At 44.5% G+C, this 16,125-nt stretch carries 16 protein-coding genes, 1 tRNA gene and 1 pseudogene; 6 read left to right on the top strand and 12 right to left on the bottom strand.

Annotated features, from left to right (window positions below; genetic code table 11):
• Positions 1-53: 53 nt before the first annotated feature.
• The 4 genes and pseudogenes from rhuM to FC07_RS08325 all read left to right on the top strand — a co-directional run.
• Positions 54-706 (top strand): annotated as a pseudogene (rhuM, locus tag FC07_RS08340) (RhuM family protein); the annotation flags it as partial.
• A gap of 263 nt (positions 707-969) precedes the next feature.
• Entirely contained in the window at positions 970-1,269 is a 300-nt protein-coding gene (locus FC07_RS08335) for a MazG-like family protein (protein ID WP_057904663.1), read from the top strand.
• A gap of 56 nt (positions 1,270-1,325) precedes the next feature.
• On the top strand, positions 1,326-2,012 hold the full coding sequence (locus tag FC07_RS08330; RefSeq protein WP_057904662.1) for a type 1 glutamine amidotransferase: 687 nt from the start codon (positions 1,326-1,328) through the stop codon (positions 2,010-2,012).
• Between the two features lie 65 nt (positions 2,013-2,077).
• Positions 2,078-2,770, top strand: a complete 693-nt coding sequence (locus FC07_RS08325) for a zinc metallopeptidase (RefSeq protein WP_057904661.1) — start codon at positions 2,078-2,080, stop codon at positions 2,768-2,770.
• Between the two features lie 53 nt (positions 2,771-2,823).
• On the opposite strand, the gene FC07_RS08320 is transcribed toward FC07_RS08325, so the two are convergent.
• The 3 genes from FC07_RS08320 to spx all read right to left on the bottom strand — a co-directional run bounded on the left by FC07_RS08320 (position 2,824) and on the right by spx (position 4,239).
• On the bottom strand, positions 2,824-3,450 hold the full coding sequence (locus FC07_RS08320; protein ID WP_057904660.1) for a DUF1648 domain-containing protein: 627 nt from the start codon (positions 3,448-3,450) through the stop codon (positions 2,824-2,826).
• Position 3,451: 1 nt separating this feature from the next.
• Complete coding sequence (locus FC07_RS08315; protein ID WP_057904659.1) at positions 3,452-3,724, bottom strand: autorepressor SdpR family transcription factor; 273 nt, start codon at positions 3,722-3,724, stop codon at positions 3,452-3,454.
• A 113-nt stretch (positions 3,725-3,837) separates the two neighbouring features.
• Positions 3,838-4,239 carry a transcriptional regulator Spx gene (gene spx, locus FC07_RS08310; protein WP_057904658.1) on the bottom strand — a complete coding sequence of 134 codons (402 nt, stop codon included), beginning with the start codon at positions 4,237-4,239 and terminating at the stop codon, positions 3,838-3,840.
• A 204-nt stretch (positions 4,240-4,443) separates the two neighbouring features.
• Here spx and FC07_RS08305 point away from each other — a divergent pair, with 204 nt between their 5' ends.
• Both FC07_RS08305 and FC07_RS08300 read left to right on the top strand, forming a co-directional pair.
• Positions 4,444-5,559, top strand: a complete 1,116-nt coding sequence (locus FC07_RS08305) for an AI-2E family transporter (RefSeq protein WP_057904657.1) — start codon at positions 4,444-4,446, stop codon at positions 5,557-5,559.
• Positions 5,560-5,727: 168 nt separating this feature from the next.
• Entirely contained in the window at positions 5,728-6,330 is a 603-nt protein-coding gene (locus tag FC07_RS08300; protein ID WP_057904656.1) for a TetR/AcrR family transcriptional regulator, read from the top strand.
• Positions 6,331-6,387: 57 nt separating this feature from the next.
• Here the strand turns inward: FC07_RS08300 and FC07_RS08295 are convergent, their stop codons facing one another.
• The 9 genes from FC07_RS08295 to FC07_RS08255 form a co-directional block, all read right to left on the bottom strand.
• Entirely contained in the window at positions 6,388-6,936 is a 549-nt protein-coding gene (locus FC07_RS08295) for a ferritin-like domain-containing protein (protein WP_057904655.1), read from the bottom strand.
• A gap of 374 nt (positions 6,937-7,310) precedes the next feature.
• Positions 7,311-7,541, bottom strand: coding sequence for a heavy-metal-associated domain-containing protein (locus FC07_RS08290; protein ID WP_057904654.1), 231 nt, complete (start codon positions 7,539-7,541; stop codon positions 7,311-7,313).
• A gap of 87 nt (positions 7,542-7,628) precedes the next feature.
• Positions 7,629-9,491 carry a heavy metal translocating P-type ATPase gene (locus FC07_RS08285; RefSeq protein WP_057904653.1) on the bottom strand — a complete coding sequence of 621 codons (1,863 nt, stop codon included), beginning with the start codon at positions 9,489-9,491 and terminating at the stop codon, positions 7,629-7,631.
• A gap of 171 nt (positions 9,492-9,662) precedes the next feature.
• Positions 9,663-11,186: a glycosyltransferase gene (locus tag FC07_RS08280; protein ID WP_057904652.1), complete on the bottom strand. Its 1,524-nt coding sequence runs from the start codon at positions 11,184-11,186 to the stop codon at positions 9,663-9,665.
• 2 nt (positions 11,187-11,188) lie between these two features.
• The gene (gene asp1 / locus FC07_RS08275) at positions 11,189-12,733 is read right to left on the bottom strand and encodes an accessory Sec system glycosyltransferase Asp1 (protein WP_057904651.1); all 1,545 of its coding nucleotides are present in this window, start codon (positions 12,731-12,733) and stop codon (positions 11,189-11,191) included.
• Between the two features lie 105 nt (positions 12,734-12,838).
• On the bottom strand, positions 12,839-13,171 hold the full coding sequence (locus FC07_RS08270; protein ID WP_057904650.1) for a thioredoxin family protein: 333 nt from the start codon (positions 13,169-13,171) through the stop codon (positions 12,839-12,841).
• 74 nt (positions 13,172-13,245) lie between these two features.
• Complete coding sequence (locus FC07_RS08265; protein WP_235807484.1) at positions 13,246-14,484, bottom strand: multidrug efflux MFS transporter; 1,239 nt, start codon at positions 14,482-14,484, stop codon at positions 13,246-13,248.
• Positions 14,485-14,552: 68 nt separating this feature from the next.
• Positions 14,553-15,440 carry a methylenetetrahydrofolate reductase [NAD(P)H] gene (metF, locus tag FC07_RS08260; protein ID WP_057904649.1) on the bottom strand — a complete coding sequence of 296 codons (888 nt, stop codon included), beginning with the start codon at positions 15,438-15,440 and terminating at the stop codon, positions 14,553-14,555.
• Between the two features lie 471 nt (positions 15,441-15,911).
• Positions 15,912-15,983: transfer RNA gene (locus tag FC07_RS08255), tRNA-Arg, on the bottom strand.
• Between the last annotated feature and the right edge of the window lie 142 nt (positions 15,984-16,125).

The following is a 16,125-nucleotide window of genomic DNA, read 5'->3' as shown; positions in this document are numbered from 1 at the left end:
TTACGTAAAACTGATAATTTGGCCAATCAATTTGATGCATATGCATAATTCAGGTTAAAGGCTTTGTGCTTGATGATGACCGCTTAAAACAAGGTAGTAACCTACTGGATAAAGATTACTTCAGCGAACTGTTAGAACGTGTTCGGTCAATTCGTGCTAGTGAACGTAGAATTTGGCAAAAAGTAACTGACATCTTCGCTGAAATCAGTTCTGATTATGACAAAAATAGTCCGGTGACTAAAAACTTCTATGCGACCGTGCAAAACAAATTCCATTATGCAATTACAGGTGAAACAGGGGCCGAAATTATCTATCACCATGCGGATCGCAACCAGGCCAATATGGGGCTTACCTCATGGAAAAATTCGCCAGATGGCCGTATTTTGAAAAGTGATACCCAGGTCGCAAAAAATTATCTCAGCAAAAAAGAAATCACTGCCCTTGAACGCAACGTATCAAGCTATTTTGATTACATTGAAGACCTGATAGAACGCCGAAACACGTTCACGATGGTAGAATTTGCCGACAGCATAGACCGCTTTTTAACGTTTAGAGAATATAAAGTCCTGTCTAATCACGGTTCTATTGCTATGAAAACGGCTAAAGAAAAAGCGTCCACTTCAAATATGCAGTATTCAACAAAACACAAAAGATCACTTCTGATTTCGATAAAGCAGCTCGAAAATTCCTTAATCCTAACCAGTAACACTGACCTAGCATCTAACCAGATACGAACTTGCTCATCGCGCCACAGCCCTACCAGCTGGCACATCATCCGGCGCCGGTCGTTTCAGTTGCGCTTTTGTCAGTTTCCCGGTATGCTGTCCCTGTAAGTGGCCCAATCCACTTACAGTGCGTGTCCGCATCGCACGCTGTCACACCACCATCCCATTGTCTTACAGGCATCTGGCCGCGTTTTCTAATGAAAATGCGGCCTCTTTGCATGCTATAATAAGGCGAGGTGACAAGATGACATTATTAGAACAGATCAATCAAATTGCGGACCAAGAACCCAAGAATCTCACGCAGCAAACCCTAAAATTAATGGAAGAAGTCGGCGAGGCTGCCCAAGCGTTACTTTCCAGCCAAGGTGCTTCCGGTAGTGGCTACAAAGGCTTAACCACTCAAAACACCCAGGAAGAATTTGTGGACGTGCTACTGGTCACTTTAGCCATTTTACGCAAATTACAGCCTGATCAGGCCATCACCGATCAATTGATCCAACAAAAGGTGGCCAAATGGGCTGCAAAACAAACGGCTAACAACTAGCCCATTCCGGCAACTTATGCTATGCTGGGTGGAAATTCAAGTAAAGGAAGACCCTTATGACACAAGAACCCATCAAGATCGCCTATCTCTATGAAGATTTAATGAACACTTACGGCGACTCTGGCGACGTTAAAATCTTACGTTACTTATTTGCAAAACAAAATTACACCGTTCAGGTGACGAATATTAGTTTAGACACGCCTCATTTTGACGCCAACGATTACGACTTTCTCTTTTTTGGTGGGGGCCAAGATTTTGAACAAACGGTTGTGGCCACGGACTTACCACGCTTTCGGGACACGATCCAAGCATTTATCGAAGCAGGCAAGCCCATGTTGGCCATTTGTGGCGGTTACCAATTTTTAGGCCGCGACTATGAAACCAGTGACGGGACCACCATTGCCGGCTTGGATATTTTACCGTTTCACACCGTTTTTAAAGCAGATGCCCGCATGATCGGCGACACCAAGTTTGAAACGGAATGGGGCACGGCAACCGCCTTTGAAAATCATAGTGGCCGCACTTATTTTGACGATGCGACCAAATTAAAACCACTTGGTAAAATGATCGAAGGCTACGGCAACAATCCTGAGGACAAGGCAGAAGGCATGCGTTATAAAAACACCTTCGGCAGCTATTCTCATGGGCCTTTGTTGAAAAACGTGAACGTCGCTGAGGCGTTTGCGAAAATGATTCTCAAAACCCACCAAGAACGTGTGGCACAAACAGCGAATCCGGCTTAGGGCCGATGCCATAAGCAACTTTTTTTGCGATACTAGCACTAAACCCTAAGAATGGAGCTGATCATATTTTTTTCTGGGATCCAACCTACTTTTTAGTTATCATTGGCTTACTGATCTCCATGGCAGCGTCCGGTTACGTGAACCGCACCTTCCGAAAATTTGACGAGGTCCAAAGCCGCCGCAACGTAAGCGGTACAGAAGCCGCACAATTTATTTTGCAACAGTCTGGCATTCATGACGTAGACGTGCAAAAGATCAGTGGCGACCTCACTGACAATTACAACGGTCAAACCAAAATTTTAAGCCTTTCTGACGCCACAGCTGATTCCACCTCTGTTGCAGCAATTGGTGTCGCAGCCCATGAATGTGGGCACGCCGTTCAAGACCAAACCAATTACTGGCCTATGCGGCTACGCACCGCTATTGTACCTTTAGCTAACATTGGCTCAACGATCTCCTTTCCAATGATCTTAATTGGCGTGTTGCTGAGTTGGAACCACACCTTGATCACCTTGGGAATTTTCGCGTTTTCCTTAGCCTTATTATTTCAATTGGTGACCTTACCCGTTGAATTCAACGCCTCCCGCCGCGCCATTTCAATTTTAGCGGCCGGTGGCATTCTCAGTGCCGATGAAGTGCCAATGGTGCGCCAAGTCCTCACGGCAGCGGCTTTAACTTACGTGGCTGCGGCCTTGTCCACCTTCTTACAATTACTACGCTTAATTATTTTGTTCGGCGGCAATCGCGACGACAATTAAAAAACCAAGCCCAGGGCCTGGTTCAAATCAAAGTCTTGCTTCGGCAAGGCTTTTTAGTTTGTGGTTAAAACAGTGCGCCCCAGTAAGATCACTAACCCCACTAATAACCCACCTAAACAAAGCGCGGAGACCAAGGGTTTAAAAAATAGACTGCCGAATAGCACCACTCCAGCGACAACAAAATAATGGCCTAACCGCCGGTTTAAGCGCAACGCCAACTGCTGTGACGGTTGTTTCGGCCAATGCAGGCGATTCTGGGCAGTTGCTGGAATCGTTGGCAAGTAATTACCAATGGCAATGAACACCAACCCGATCAATACCAGTACGATCCGGCGAATATCCGGTTTCCCGCCGAGATTAAAGGACACCATGGTGACATACACCACCACGTTTAAAATCGGGATCAAACTGTAGACCACCCGTTCAAAACGCGGTGCCAATGGCTTCCCTTTTTGCTGAATCAGACTGATTCCCACACAAACCCATTGCAATAGTAACATAAAAATCGGAAGTCCAAAAACGGCCAGCGGCTTTGCGACCCATTGATCAGCCTGATTTTGTAAATTAAAATGAATCGCCATTTGTGCTGGTAGGGCCTCATAGGCCTGAACGGCATAAAGAATCGGTGCCAAGATCAACACACTTGAAGCACCCAGTACCCACTTAAACTGTTTTGCCATCTTAATCGTCCCCTTTCACGCCTAAACTGTAGAGCCAACGCAACACTTCCTCAAAAACACTGGCGTTTAGATCGTAATAAATAAAATTCTTTTCCCGTCGTTCGCTGATCAAACCAGCCTGTTTTAACAGTTTCAAATGATAAGAAACCGTTGCCTGCCGCAAATCAAACTGTTGGGCAATTTCACCGGCCGAATAAGACTGGTGCTTTAGCAATTCTAGAATCTTTCGCCGCACCGGATCAGCGATTGCTTTTAACGTGGTATTCATTGCCATGACGCAAGTCGCCTTTCTATTTAGAATAATTTCTAAATAGATTATAACACAGCTATTTAGAAAAGTATCTAAATAGGTTGTATCAAAAAACGCCGGCTTATGCCGACGCTGGTTTAAATCGCTAATTGTTGTCGAACTTTCATCATTTCTAACTTACGCGTTGAACGTGGCAAGAAGCGACGGATTTCTTCATCGTTATAACCCACTTGCAACCGCTTGTCATCAAACATGATCGGCCGTTTTAATAAATCAGGATGTTCAGAAATTAATTGAATCAATTGACTTGTTGAAATGTCATCTAAGTTTAAATGGAGTTGTTTGAAAATTTTTGCGCGTGTGGAAACAATATCCTCAGAACCATTCTCAGTCAGGCGTAGTAAGCGTTTAACCTCGTCTGGTGTTAATGGCTGAGCGATGATATTGCGTTCCGTAAAGGGAATATCGTGATCGGCAAACCATGCCCGCGCTTTGCGGCTTGAAGCATTGCTTGATGATGTATAAAGTTGAACAGTCATTGAAAACGCCCCTTTGTCTTTAAGCTCTCGCTTATTTATTATAAGTAAATTATAACTTATTTTATATCGAATTACAATAGGTTTTGCAAAATCTTTTTGAGTCGTCGTCTTTTTTTTAAACCGCATATTCACTGCGTTGAGACCGATTTCATGCTACAGTGAGATTAACCAGATTGTTTTTTTCTAAAGAAAGCAGGTGCCGTTATGAAAAATTGGTTTCAGCGCCTATTTTTAAACAACAAAACTAGTATCCTATTGCTCAATGCCCTATTAGCCCTGGCGGTGCTGTGGCTGCTTCGCCAAACCACCTGGTTACTGGTCCCTGTCGAGCAGTTCTTTAAAATCGTACTGCCGCCATTGATGATTGCCGGTGTGTTGTACTACTTGCTGGTTCCCATTGTCAACGGCCTGACCCGACGCTGGCACATCCCACGTATGCTGAGTATTTTCGGCCTTTTTATCGGCGGTTTGTTGCTACTGATCTGGGGCTTATGGCAAGTGCTCCCGCTACTTGAAAACCAGCTCACGAGTTTTATCAACGTCTTACCAGGCTATTGGCAACGTTTGGCCAAGCTAACCACTCACTGGTTTCAACAGCAAACGCTGCCTGATTATGTAGACGGCGAAGCCTTAACCAAAGAACTGACCAATTTTTTCTCCACTAAAAGTAATCAACTACTGGCCAACACCCTGAATCAGCTGAGCAACGTGGTCGGTTTCATTAGCAAGGCGGCCATCACCTTGGCCACCGTCCCGATTCTGCTATTTTTCATGTTGAAAGACGGCCAACATTTTCCAGAGCGCCTGGCCCACTATTTACCCAAATCAAGCCGCGCCAGTGTCACGCAGCTCATGCGCGAGATCAGTCATAAAATTGGGCAGTACATTCAAGGCCAACTCACAGTGGCCTTTTGCGCCATGTTAATGTTTATACTCGGCTATAGTTTGATTGGCCTGCGTTTTGGCCTGATTCTTGGCCTGATTGCCGGGCCGCTAAACCTGATTCCTTACTTTGGCTCAACGCTGGCCTTGATCCCTGCATTAACCGTTGGTGGCTTGACCTCGACACGCATGCTGCTTGCAGTTGGCGGTGTCTTTCTCATTGAATGGTTCATTGAAACGCAAATTCTGTCACCGATCATTATGAGCAATAGCCTGGCCTTGCATCCCGTCACCATTGTATTCGTCCTCTTAACTGCTGGTAAGCTTTTCGGCTTAGTGGGGTTGATTTTCGGCGTGCCTGGCTTTGCCATTTTAAAAATCATTGCCAGCCGTTTTTTCAGCTGGTATCGCCGCCGTTCCAGCTACAGTGACAATTGAAGCAGACCGTTAAAAAGCAAGCGAAACTTTTTTATTTCTCATATTCCCTAAATAAAATGAAATTGTTCTCATTTTTATTTGACGTTAAAATGTAATCGGATTACTATTTAGTTGTAAGGTCTCTTTCTGATTATCAGACAGAAGCAGGCCAATATAGGAGGTTGCAGCATGGGATTACGGGAACGAAAAAAAGCGGTTAAACGCCAAGAGATTATTGCAGCAGGGTTAAAATTCTTTGAAGCACGCGGATTCGAAAACGTGACGGTTGCGCAAATTGCACAAGAAGTCAACATTGCACCGAAAACACTGTTTACTTATTTTCAAAGTAAAGATGATATTGTTTTCCACGACGAGAACTCGCTGCTCATTGCCATTAAGCATCTACTCCAACAACAAACGTCAATTGGCAATGTTTGGCCCAATTATCATACGTTTGTGATAGAACTGGCCACCAATGCAGAAACCAAGGAGCATTTTGCTGACGTTCAGCATCTATTAAGCATGGTCGCTGCAAATGAGACCTTGGAGATCCGCTTGCTTAAAATGTGGGCGAAATACGAACAAGACATCACCACTTGTATCGTGGCGCAACATTTATCTGATCACAATTTGGCCACCGTTTTAGCAAGCGAAATGGTGCTACCACTACGTTTACTGCTCATACCAAACAACCATTTGACGCCAGCCACTTGGGCCAGTGAAGCACGTCATCTCTTAAATACCATGACCCGTACGCAACAACTTTTAACCGATGAACTCAGTTTAGCTTAGTATTGGGTATGGAAAAGCATCCCTGGAACAACGTCCAGAGATGCTTTTTGATTACCGCTAATCCTCGTCATCATCGTCTTCTTCATCTAGGCCGGTTCGTGCGTCATTGCCCAAATAAAATTGTAATTCGCGAATGGCGTGATTGTTGTGCCCGCGTAATTCAATTAAGAAACTTGCTAAGGCTGGCCGGTCTTCTTTTTCGGCTAATTTAATGGCGCGATCAATAAATAGATTTTCAGTATTGAAATCCTGAACGGTGATATTGATCAATGCTTCGGCTGAGCGGTATTTGTCTTGGCCTGCTTCAGTTAGCATGCTATATTGCTTGAATTCATCACTGGTACTTGGCGCAACTTCACCTTCGTCTAGTAATAAATCACCTAACCGATCGGCTAAATTCAAGTTGGCGTGCCATAACTTGCTTAAAACCGGTACCAAGGCTGGCCGGTTAATCCCTTTCACATACCATTTAGCTTGTTGTAACTTAAAAGCTTGGATTTGCAAATTTGCCAAAATATGGCCGGTCATCGCACCTGCTGTCGGTGTATGATGGTCAATGTCGGCCTGTTTTAATTCTGCTGCATATTTTTCATCGATGGTTGTCATTTGAAAACCTCCTAAGTAATCTAATGTCCATTTTGCTTTCGCAAAAATCCTATTTCCGGAGGATGTCCATTCCCTCGGGCGCAACCTGCCACGATGGAAGCATGGCACCTCCTAAGTGATCTAATGTCTATTTTGCTTCGCAAAAATCCTATTTCCGGAGGATGTCCAGTCTTGTGGCGTCAGTTTATACCGCAAGACATATGGCACCAGCTAAAAGCTCTTGTGTATCTTTGCTATCGCAAAGGTCTCATTTCCGCTGGTTGTCCAGTCTTGTGGCGTCAAATCACACCGCAAGACACATGGCACCTCCAAGTAATCTCATTTCTATTTTGAAAACTGTCTGTTCGTTTGGACAGACAGTCGCATCAAGTCAATTATTGTGGCTGCTTCACTTTTAAACTTAAAACAGAATAGCCTAAACGATCCACCACTTCAGCCAAGGCATCAGCAGTGGTCACTTGTTCATCGAAATTGGCCTTAACTTTGCTTGCGTTGAACAAAACTTTTACATCACTGACCCCTTTTTGTTGCGCCAAAGCCCCTTGGATCTTTTGCATACATGATGGGCAGGATAAACCGTCTAATTGCATAATTGCTTTTGCCATTTTAAAAACTTCCTTTCATATCGTTTCTTCATGATTTATAGTACGACCATTTACTTTTAAAAAACTTGATTCAAATCAACTTTTACATTATTTTGTGTGAAATCTGATCAACCGCATGGCGTTGAAAATAACAACTAAAATGCTGGCTTCATGAACAAACATCCCACTGGCCATATAAATGTAACCAAATACCAAACCAATCAGTAAGAACACAACGGTACCAATCGCTAAAATAATATTTTCTCGTAAATTAGCGACCGTTTTCTTAGCCAGACCATAAGCGTGGCGCAATTCCCCGAAGCTTGACCGCATTAACACAATATCGGAGGTTTCAACTGCGACATCCGTGCCACCACCCATGGCAATGCCGATATCAGCAGTGGCAATCGAAGGACTGTCGTTAATCCCATCCCCAATAAACGCTACTTTTCGGCCTTGCGCTTGTAAAGCCTTAACCTGTTCAACCTTTTCTTCAGGCAACAAATTGGCATGCACTTCTTCAATACCTAATTGATCTGCAACATCCTGAGCCGTTAAGGCGTTGTCACCGGTTAGCATGACCAAATGCTGAATGCCTTGGCGTTTCAAAGCGGCTAACGCACCTTTCACTTCTGGCCGAATCACGTCAGCAATGCCCATAATCAACTGAACCTGTTGCTCGACTGCTACGATCACTGTCGAGCTACCAGCCTGCTGTTGCTGGTGCAAGGTCGCCTTTTGTGTGTCGTTTAAGGTGACATGATGGGCAGCTAACAGTTTCTCATTGCCCACTAAAACGTGTTGCTGGTCGACTATGGCTGCAATGCCTTGTCCTTTGATAGTATTGCTAGCTGTCACCGTTAACTGTTGAAAGGCAATCTGTTGCTGGTCCACGTAAGCCACTACGGCCCGTGCCAACGGATGGTCTGACGCACTTTCAACTTTAGCCACTAAGGCAAGGACGCGTTGTGGGTCCGCAGCTTCATTTTCAACTGCTGTTACGGCCGTTTTACCTTCTGTTAAAGTTCCTGTTTTGTCAAAAACCAGCGTATCCACTTTGGCAAAGGTGTCCACCACTTCGCCACCTTTGATCAAAACACCGTTTTTAGCACCATTCCCAATTCCGGCCACGTTTGAAACGGGTGCGCCAATCACCAGCGCACCTGGGCAACCAAGGACTAGCACCGTAATGGCCAACTTAAAATCACGACTGATCAAGCCGACGATCAACGCGATCACTAAAACAGCTGGCGTATAATACGTGGCAAACCGATCAATAAACTTTTCGGCTGTTGATTTGGTATCTTGCGCTTCTTCGACCAGTTCGATAATTTTCGCAAAAGTGGTGTCATCCCCAACTTTCGTTGCTTCAATTTGTAAGGTACCATTATCCAAAATTGTGCCTGAGAAAACTTCGGCAGCCGCGCCTTTATGGACTAACTTGGCTTCCCCGGTCACACTGGATTCATTTAAATAGCCGTCTCCTGATGCAATCACTCCATCAACTGGCACCTGCGCCCCAGTTTTAACCAGTACGTGATCACCAACTTCAACGTCATCCACATCAGTTTCAACAGTGGTCCCATCTGCCTGCAAAACAGCAGCTGTGGTTGGGGCCATTTCAGTTAAGGCTTTAATCGAATGCCGCGTTTTGGCCAATGTTTTTTCTTCTAAGAAACTGCCGAACAAGAACAAAAAGGTGACAATGGCGGATTCATCAAATTCACCGATCACAAAGGCCCCGATTACAGCAATGCTAACCAACAATTCAATACTGATTACCTTCACCCGCAGTGCTTCATACGCCCGGATCACGATTGGTGTCGCCGCAAGTAACGATGCCACAATAAAACTAATCGTTTTTAAAATCCCAATGCCACTAAATTGACTAATAAAGCCTAAGATAATCAGTAACCCAGTCGCCAATGTTAATTGATTGGTATGTTGTTGAATATAACGTTCAAATTTCATCATGTATTCCTCCTCATCTAAATACGCTAATTTTAGCTTGTTTCACAAGCCTCTATTTCCTGTTTGATTGTCTTTAGTATAGGCGGAACGTTGGACAGAAGACTTGACCGTTATCAAGTTTTGAAAAAAGGACGCAAAAAAAGACCACGTTCCCACGTAGTCTTCCTAAGCTTACTGATTTTCATCAATTAACTGCTGCCACTTGGCCCAAACAGCATCTGCCGAATAGCGCTGACTGCTGGCATAAGCGGCTGTACTGAAGTTTTGTAATTTGGTTGGATCTCGGAAAAGTTCCATAATCCGGTTGGCCAGGGCAAAAACCTTGCCTGGTGCGACCAAATAACCATTGGTCCCATCATCGATCAACGTTTGCGGTCCATAATTAAAATTATAGCTGACCAACGGTAACCCGTGAATTTGTGCCTCGATCATTGCCAGCGGTTCTGCATCTACCTGACTGGTTAAAGCAAAAACTTGGGCGTTGTCATAAACGGCCGTTAAATCTGGTTCATAATCCATAAACTGCACACTATCAGCTAAATTCAGCCCTGATGCCAGCTGCTTTAATTGGTCAGTCGTATTCGGATCGCCATAGCCGCGAATTTCCAAAGTTGCATCCGGAATCCCATTGTGCACCAGTTCAAACGCATGAATCAATTGATCCAATTGTTTTTCTGGTCCAATGCGGCCGACAAATAACAACCGATGATACATCCGCGTATTGATCAACACCCGCTCCCGTTTGGCCTGTTCCGGCGCAATAAAGTTCCCTGGAATCGCATAAACACGCTCTTGACCATTTAGACGCTGCTCCAAGTCATCACGCTGTTGCTCCGTCATCGTAATCAAACCATTTAGCTTGGTGAGCCCCACCGGACTTAAGGCCTCTTGATAGAAACCATCTAACGGCGCCGTTTGTTGTTTTTTCGGATCAATAGCATGGGCGATCGGGAAGAACACGTAGCACTTGGCCGGTGACGTCATAGCCAACAACGGTGCATTGGCCATCCCTGGTCGATCTGCAATAAAACTATTGTGCAACCCATTTTTGCGATTAACTTGATCTAAGAAAAAGGCAAAGAAATCGTCTTCCGACGTAAAATCGAAATTATGATTGTGGTATTCTCGCAATGAGATCAGCGTATTTAGTGGATTCCCTTGAGTGTCTTTCACGTAGTTCTTTTCAATAACCCGCGTTCCGTCTAACCGGAAAAAGTATTCCGTGATCAACTGGCCATCTTGCCCAAAATACTGTTCCGCCGTTTTAAAACCGCGCCAATCATATAGATCTGACTGCACTAAATTACCAGTCGGGTCAAAATACTGAACCTGATCAATTTGACCAATCGTGCCTGGAATATAGATCACCTGCGCCACTAAGCGGTCGCCGTTGGTGACGCGAGCACCATTGGCATCAGCGTCCACCTGATAGGACGCCGGAAACGGCAGTGCATCGATCCGCAATTCACGGGTATCCGCAAAATCAGCGACTTCCTGGAAAAAATCGTACTGATTTAATAAATCGGCATCGGTGAGGCCAAAGCGTAAAATCGTTTGGTGCAAGTGCCGGTCAAAATCCCGCGTGATCAACTGAGCTGGCTGGCCCTTCAACTTAAATAACTTGATCCGTTGGATTTCAGCATGTTCCACGCCTGAATTGCGTTCAAATAAATATTGGTTGAGAAAATAAAACATGGCTAGCCCTCCTTCGCTGAAGCTTGATAAAATTGCTGGGCTTGTTGGATCAGCCCTTGCCATTGCGTCATCACAGCGGCTTCTGAGTAACGTTCACTACTCTCATAAGCCGCTTCACTAAAGTTACGCAGCTGGGCAGGGTTACTCAATAAGTCGATCATGGCCTGGGCCAAGCCCTGAATATCATCATTCTGCGTTAAGATTCCCGTTTTACCATCCTGAATAATGGCTGCTGGGCCGTACTTAATATCATTGGCGATCATCGGTAACCCGTGGGCCTGGGCCTCCAACAACATCAACGAAAAACCTTCGGCACGACTTGGTAAAATACCGATCTGCGCCCGATTATAAACCTGATTCACATCTTCCGTATAGCCTTTAAATAACACGAAATCCTGCAAACCAGCAGCTGCCACCTGCTGCCGCAACTGCGTTTCCGTATCGCCATTACTGTAGCCCCAAAACTCTAAATGCGCTTGCGGATACCGTTCATGAACAATTTGAAAGGCCTTCACTGCTTGGTCTGGTTGCTTTTCAGGTGCTAAGCGCGCCACTTGGACGATCAACTGTGATTCGCGTGCATCCCAGTCTTGATGCCGCGCTGTTAAAGTCGCATCAGACACGATTCCAACTGGAATGGTGTACTCAGGCGGGGTTGTCCCAAACCGATCAATCATATCTTGGGTTTGTTGCGGTGTCGCCGCAACCACGGCCTGCCACTGATCCAGATTGTTCAGCGCATGGGCATAATTTGAATTGAAACTAGAATGCAACATATCACTTGGATCGTTCACATGATCATTGTGCAAATGCAGCACCTTAAACACCCGTGTTCGCATATTAAATAATGCCCAACCGTACTCAACGGTGCGGTCACAAATCATCACATGCTGCCCTGCTGTACGTCGATTTAATTCATCTAAGAAAAAGCGGGTTAATTCATTAAAGCCAGCAAATTCATAGTCATGGCCTTGATAATGCAATAAACGCCAACTTTCACATTCTTCATTTTGGCGATTCAAATAGCGCAACCGCACTAAATGAACTTGATGGTCTGGTCCCAAATATTGCTCCCGCACGATTTTGCCACCCCAGTCAAAGTATTGCTCCAAGCTGAGAAAACCACGCGTGTCATACCAGACCATCTTCGTGGTTTGACCATTCGGTTCAAAATATTGAATATGATCAAGCGTCTGATGCTTCACGTGACGCAACGTAACAGTTGCACGCCGCTGACCTTGTGCCATAACAGCAACTGTTTGTTTATCATCCGCCACAAGACGATGATCCTTCGTTAATTTTAAGTCTTTTAAGCGCTGAGGCGTCACATTAGCCTGACGGGCCCCAGTGAAGAAATCGAACAAATTCACCAGCTCTGCATCAGCGATCTTGGCCTGTGCCATCACCTGATGAAGGTCCAATGCAAATTGACGCGTTACGATTTGAGCGGGCACCTTAAAATGTTTAAAAAGTTGTAAGCGCTTGATCTCCGCATGTTCGATTCCTGATTTTTGAGCTTGCATATTGTCGTTTAAAAAATAATACACGGCGCACTGGCCCCCTTTTATTTTCGCTCCCTCTAGTATACCTTGGTTTGCCGCGAATACCTAAATTTCACCAAAAAAAAGAGGCCAATTCGGTCTCTTTGCTGATTAGGCCGCACTCACCGGCAACCCTTTGATGAATTTCTCAACTTCTGCTTTGGTTTTGCGATCTTTATTCACAAAACGCCCTGTTTCTTCACCATCCGCAAAAGCCACAAAACTTGGAATCCCAAAAATATCTAATTCTTGTGCCAAATCGATATTTTCATCACGATCAACTAATAAAAAGGTATAATTTGGAAATTCTGCTTCAATTTCAGGCATGGCAGGCTTGATAAAGCGGCAATCTGGGCACCAATCTGCCGTAAAGAACAACATATATTGACCTGACTGAACGGTTGTCTTTAATTCAGCCAGCGTACTTTTTGCTAATTTTTCCATTTCAAAACCTACTTTCTAGGGTTTAATTGAATCCTTCTCTAGTCTACCCGAATCAGGTGTGAATTGCCACCAACTTAATTCTGACGTCGTTCAGCGCGTAATGGCGCTGTATTGAACCCGACCCAAATGATGTTGACCACCACCAGAATTGAAGTGGAAATGAACACACCACCATAGTCAAATCCCCCTGAAATCACAGATCCTAGCATCGGCCCTAAAAACATGCCGACATTTTGGAAAGACTGATTCCAACTAAATACCCGACCAGTGACCGCTGCCGGTGAGTTTTTGGCTAACAACGTCTGGACAGCAGGTAACATCGCTGCATCAGATATGCCAACTAATAGTCGCAATCCGACTAACTGCCAAACATTCGTGACAAATGCCATTGGAATATACACCAAAATCGCAAACGCCATGCCAATCAGTAAGACGCGATCGGTCCCAATTCGGTCACCTAATCGACCTAAGCGCGGCGCGGCAATCACATTTGCAACCCCAGGAATCGAGGCCACTAACCCACTGATCAATGCAATATTGCCATGATGATGCATGATTTCACGCACATAAAGCGATAATATTGGATTGATCGAGTTATTAGAAATTTGAATAATCAGTGTGGTGACAAACATGCCCACTACCAATTGTGGCCGCAAAAGTTTCTTGATCACGGCTGGCGTTGATAACATGGCCTTTTTCGCAACTGGTTTAAAATCTTCATGAACTAAGAAGAAGGTTAAAAAGAAGACACTGAGTAAAATAAAACCCGTGATGATAAAGGTGATCCGATACCCAAACATATCGGCCAACACGCCACCTAGCAGCGGGCCTAATAAGTTCCCTGTCACAATTCCTGTGACCAAGGTGCCTAATGCCTGCCCACTTTTTTCTTTAGGTGCTTCCGTAGCCATTAAAGCATTTGCATTGCTAATATACCCTGAAAAAATACCTTGGGTAAAACGTAGGGCGATTAACTGCCACACGTTGGTCACAACCCCCATTAACCCAAATACAAACGCCATCCCAAGTGATGCCCGGAGTAACATCAACTTACGTCCTTTTTGATCCGCCAAACGTCCCCAAATCGGTGATGCAATGGCAGCAACTAAATAAGTGGCTGAAAATGTTAATCCACTGTAAAGATTTAATTGTGCCTTTGAAAATTTGCCCAACGTATCGACATATAACGATAGAAACGGCATAATCTCACTAAACGCAATCCCAACCATAAAACAGCCAAACCACAAAACAAAAAGCGCCTTTTCCCAAGGCGCTCGTTGACGACTCATAACGTGTTTAATCCGCGTGAACACATGAATGCCTCCGATACTTGGATTTAAGTGCTACTGGTATTTTACACCTTATTGAGTTTTCTGAAAAATCATTTTATAGTGGCTGGTTTATGCGATGCCGCAAATAATGATGCTGTTGCAGACCAGATGCGATTCGCAATCTCACTGTTATTCATGGTATACAAGTGCACCCCATCCACCCCTTGCGCCACTAAGTCCGCAATTTGATCAATGGCATAAGCAATACCTGCATCACGTAAAGCTTCAGGATTATTTTCATAACGCGCCAACATCCGCGCAAATTTGGTTGGCAACGGTACGCCTGCAACTGCTGCAATCCGTTCAATCTGTTTCTTATTGGTAACTGGCATGATCCCGGCTTCAATGGGCACATCAACGCCTGCTAACAAAGCTTTTTCTCTAAAGTTATAAAAATGTTGATTTTCAAAGAAAAGCTGTGAGATCAAATGATCCGCACCTAAATCAACTTTATGCTTCAAGTTTTGAATATCATGTAACGCATCCGGTGCATCCTTATGCGTATCTGGATAACAAGCCCCTAACACTTCAAAATCACTATTTGCTTTGATAAACTGAATCAACTGATCCGCATGCTGGAAAACGCCTTGTGGTGTTTTCCCAGGAATCGCATCGCCGCGCAGTGCTAAAACATGATGAATGCCATGGGCTGCCAATTCGCTTAATAAACTTAAGACATCCTGTTCATTCAGATATAGCCCTGGAATATGAGCAATCGCTGGAATATGTAACTGATTTTGAATGCGATCCGCAATCCCAACCGTATCGTTATACCGATCTGTACCGCCTGCCCCTAATGTCACTGAAATAAAATCTGGCTGGATTGCTTGTAAATCTGTTAACGTTTGATATAATTTCTCGGCCGAAGTTGTCGAACGAGGTGGAAAGACCTCAAACGAAAATACTGTTTTCTCATTAAACTTATCAACTAAACTCATTTTTCTGCCCCATTTCTGATCTCATCATGCCACCTAATAAAAAAGTCCTTCGTTCTGCTATCGCAAAACAAAGGACGAATTGACTCGTGGTACCACCTTATTTATATGACACTGACATGTCATACCTTATTCACTGCATTTTTTAACAGTGCGACGGGTTATCGCCAGTCAGGCGACTTTTAAGCGTGAACCTAAAAGTATGCTCCGAGCTCATCTTCATGGTTGACTAAAGGCCCTTTTTCACCGTTCCAGGCTCGCTGTTCATTAATCCCACCATTACTCTTCTCATCACAGCACGTTATGTTATGAATCATCTTTTAATGCAATTCTAACGATTACATTAGCGTTGGTCAACCTTATCGACCATACGAATCGCCTATAATGGGTTAGTTCTAAAACCTATATGCTACACAATCCTCTCAATAGATAAAAAAATCACAGCTACCAGCTGTGATTGCGTCATGAAACTGATGCGTCAGCGGGGAATCGAACCCCGATCGCAAGGACCGAAATCTCGCGTGCTATCCATTACACTACCGACGCGTTCGCATCTATCATAGGCCTGATTGCTACTAAATTCAACTTTTGCGCATAAAAAAACAGACCCGTCAAAGACGAATCTGTCAATAGTTGCGTGGCAACTTCCTACCCTCGCAGGGGGTGCTCCCCCAACTACTCTCGGCGT

Origin of the sequence: Loigolactobacillus bifermentans DSM 20003, from assembly GCF_001434575.1 — a bacterium.
Taxonomy (GTDB): domain Bacteria; phylum Bacillota; class Bacilli; order Lactobacillales; family Lactobacillaceae; genus Loigolactobacillus; species Loigolactobacillus bifermentans.
Note: the sequence above shows the minus strand (reverse complement) of the source record. Positions and strands in the feature narration are given on the sequence as shown.

What these genes read in the sequence shown, in the direction of transcription:
- FC07_RS08335 (WP_057904663.1), top strand. Translation starts at nt 970, where the DNA reads ATGACATTATTAGAACAGATCAATCAAATTGCGGACCAAGAACCCAAG.
- FC07_RS08330 (WP_057904662.1), top strand. Translation starts at nt 1,326, where the DNA reads ATGACACAAGAACCCATCAAGATCGCCTATCTCTATGAAGATTTAATG.
- FC07_RS08320 (WP_057904660.1), bottom strand. Translation starts at nt 3,450, where the DNA reads ATGGCAAAACAGTTTAAGTGGGTACTGGGTGCTTCAAGTGTGTTGATC.
- FC07_RS08315 (WP_057904659.1), bottom strand. Translation starts at nt 3,724, where the DNA reads ATGGCAATGAATACCACGTTAAAAGCAATCGCTGATCCGGTGCGGCGA.
- spx (WP_057904658.1), bottom strand. Translation starts at nt 4,239, where the DNA reads ATGACTGTTCAACTTTATACATCATCAAGCAATGCTTCAAGCCGCAAA.
- FC07_RS08305 (WP_057904657.1), top strand. Translation starts at nt 4,444, where the DNA reads ATGAAAAATTGGTTTCAGCGCCTATTTTTAAACAACAAAACTAGTATC.
- FC07_RS08300 (WP_057904656.1), top strand. Translation starts at nt 5,728, where the DNA reads ATGGGATTACGGGAACGAAAAAAAGCGGTTAAACGCCAAGAGATTATT.
- FC07_RS08295 (WP_057904655.1), bottom strand. Translation starts at nt 6,936, where the DNA reads ATGACAACCATCGATGAAAAATATGCAGCAGAATTAAAACAGGCCGAC.
- FC07_RS08290 (WP_057904654.1), bottom strand. Translation starts at nt 7,541, where the DNA reads ATGGCAAAAGCAATTATGCAATTAGACGGTTTATCCTGCCCATCATGT.
- FC07_RS08285 (WP_057904653.1), bottom strand. Translation starts at nt 9,491, where the DNA reads ATGAAATTTGAACGTTATATTCAACAACATACCAATCAATTAACATTG.
- FC07_RS08280 (WP_057904652.1), bottom strand. Translation starts at nt 11,186, where the DNA reads ATGTTTTATTTTCTCAACCAATATTTATTTGAACGCAATTCAGGCGTG.
- FC07_RS08270 (WP_057904650.1), bottom strand. Translation starts at nt 13,171, where the DNA reads ATGGAAAAATTAGCAAAAAGTACGCTGGCTGAATTAAAGACAACCGTT.
- metF (WP_057904649.1), bottom strand. Translation starts at nt 15,440, where the DNA reads ATGAGTTTAGTTGATAAGTTTAATGAGAAAACAGTATTTTCGTTTGAG.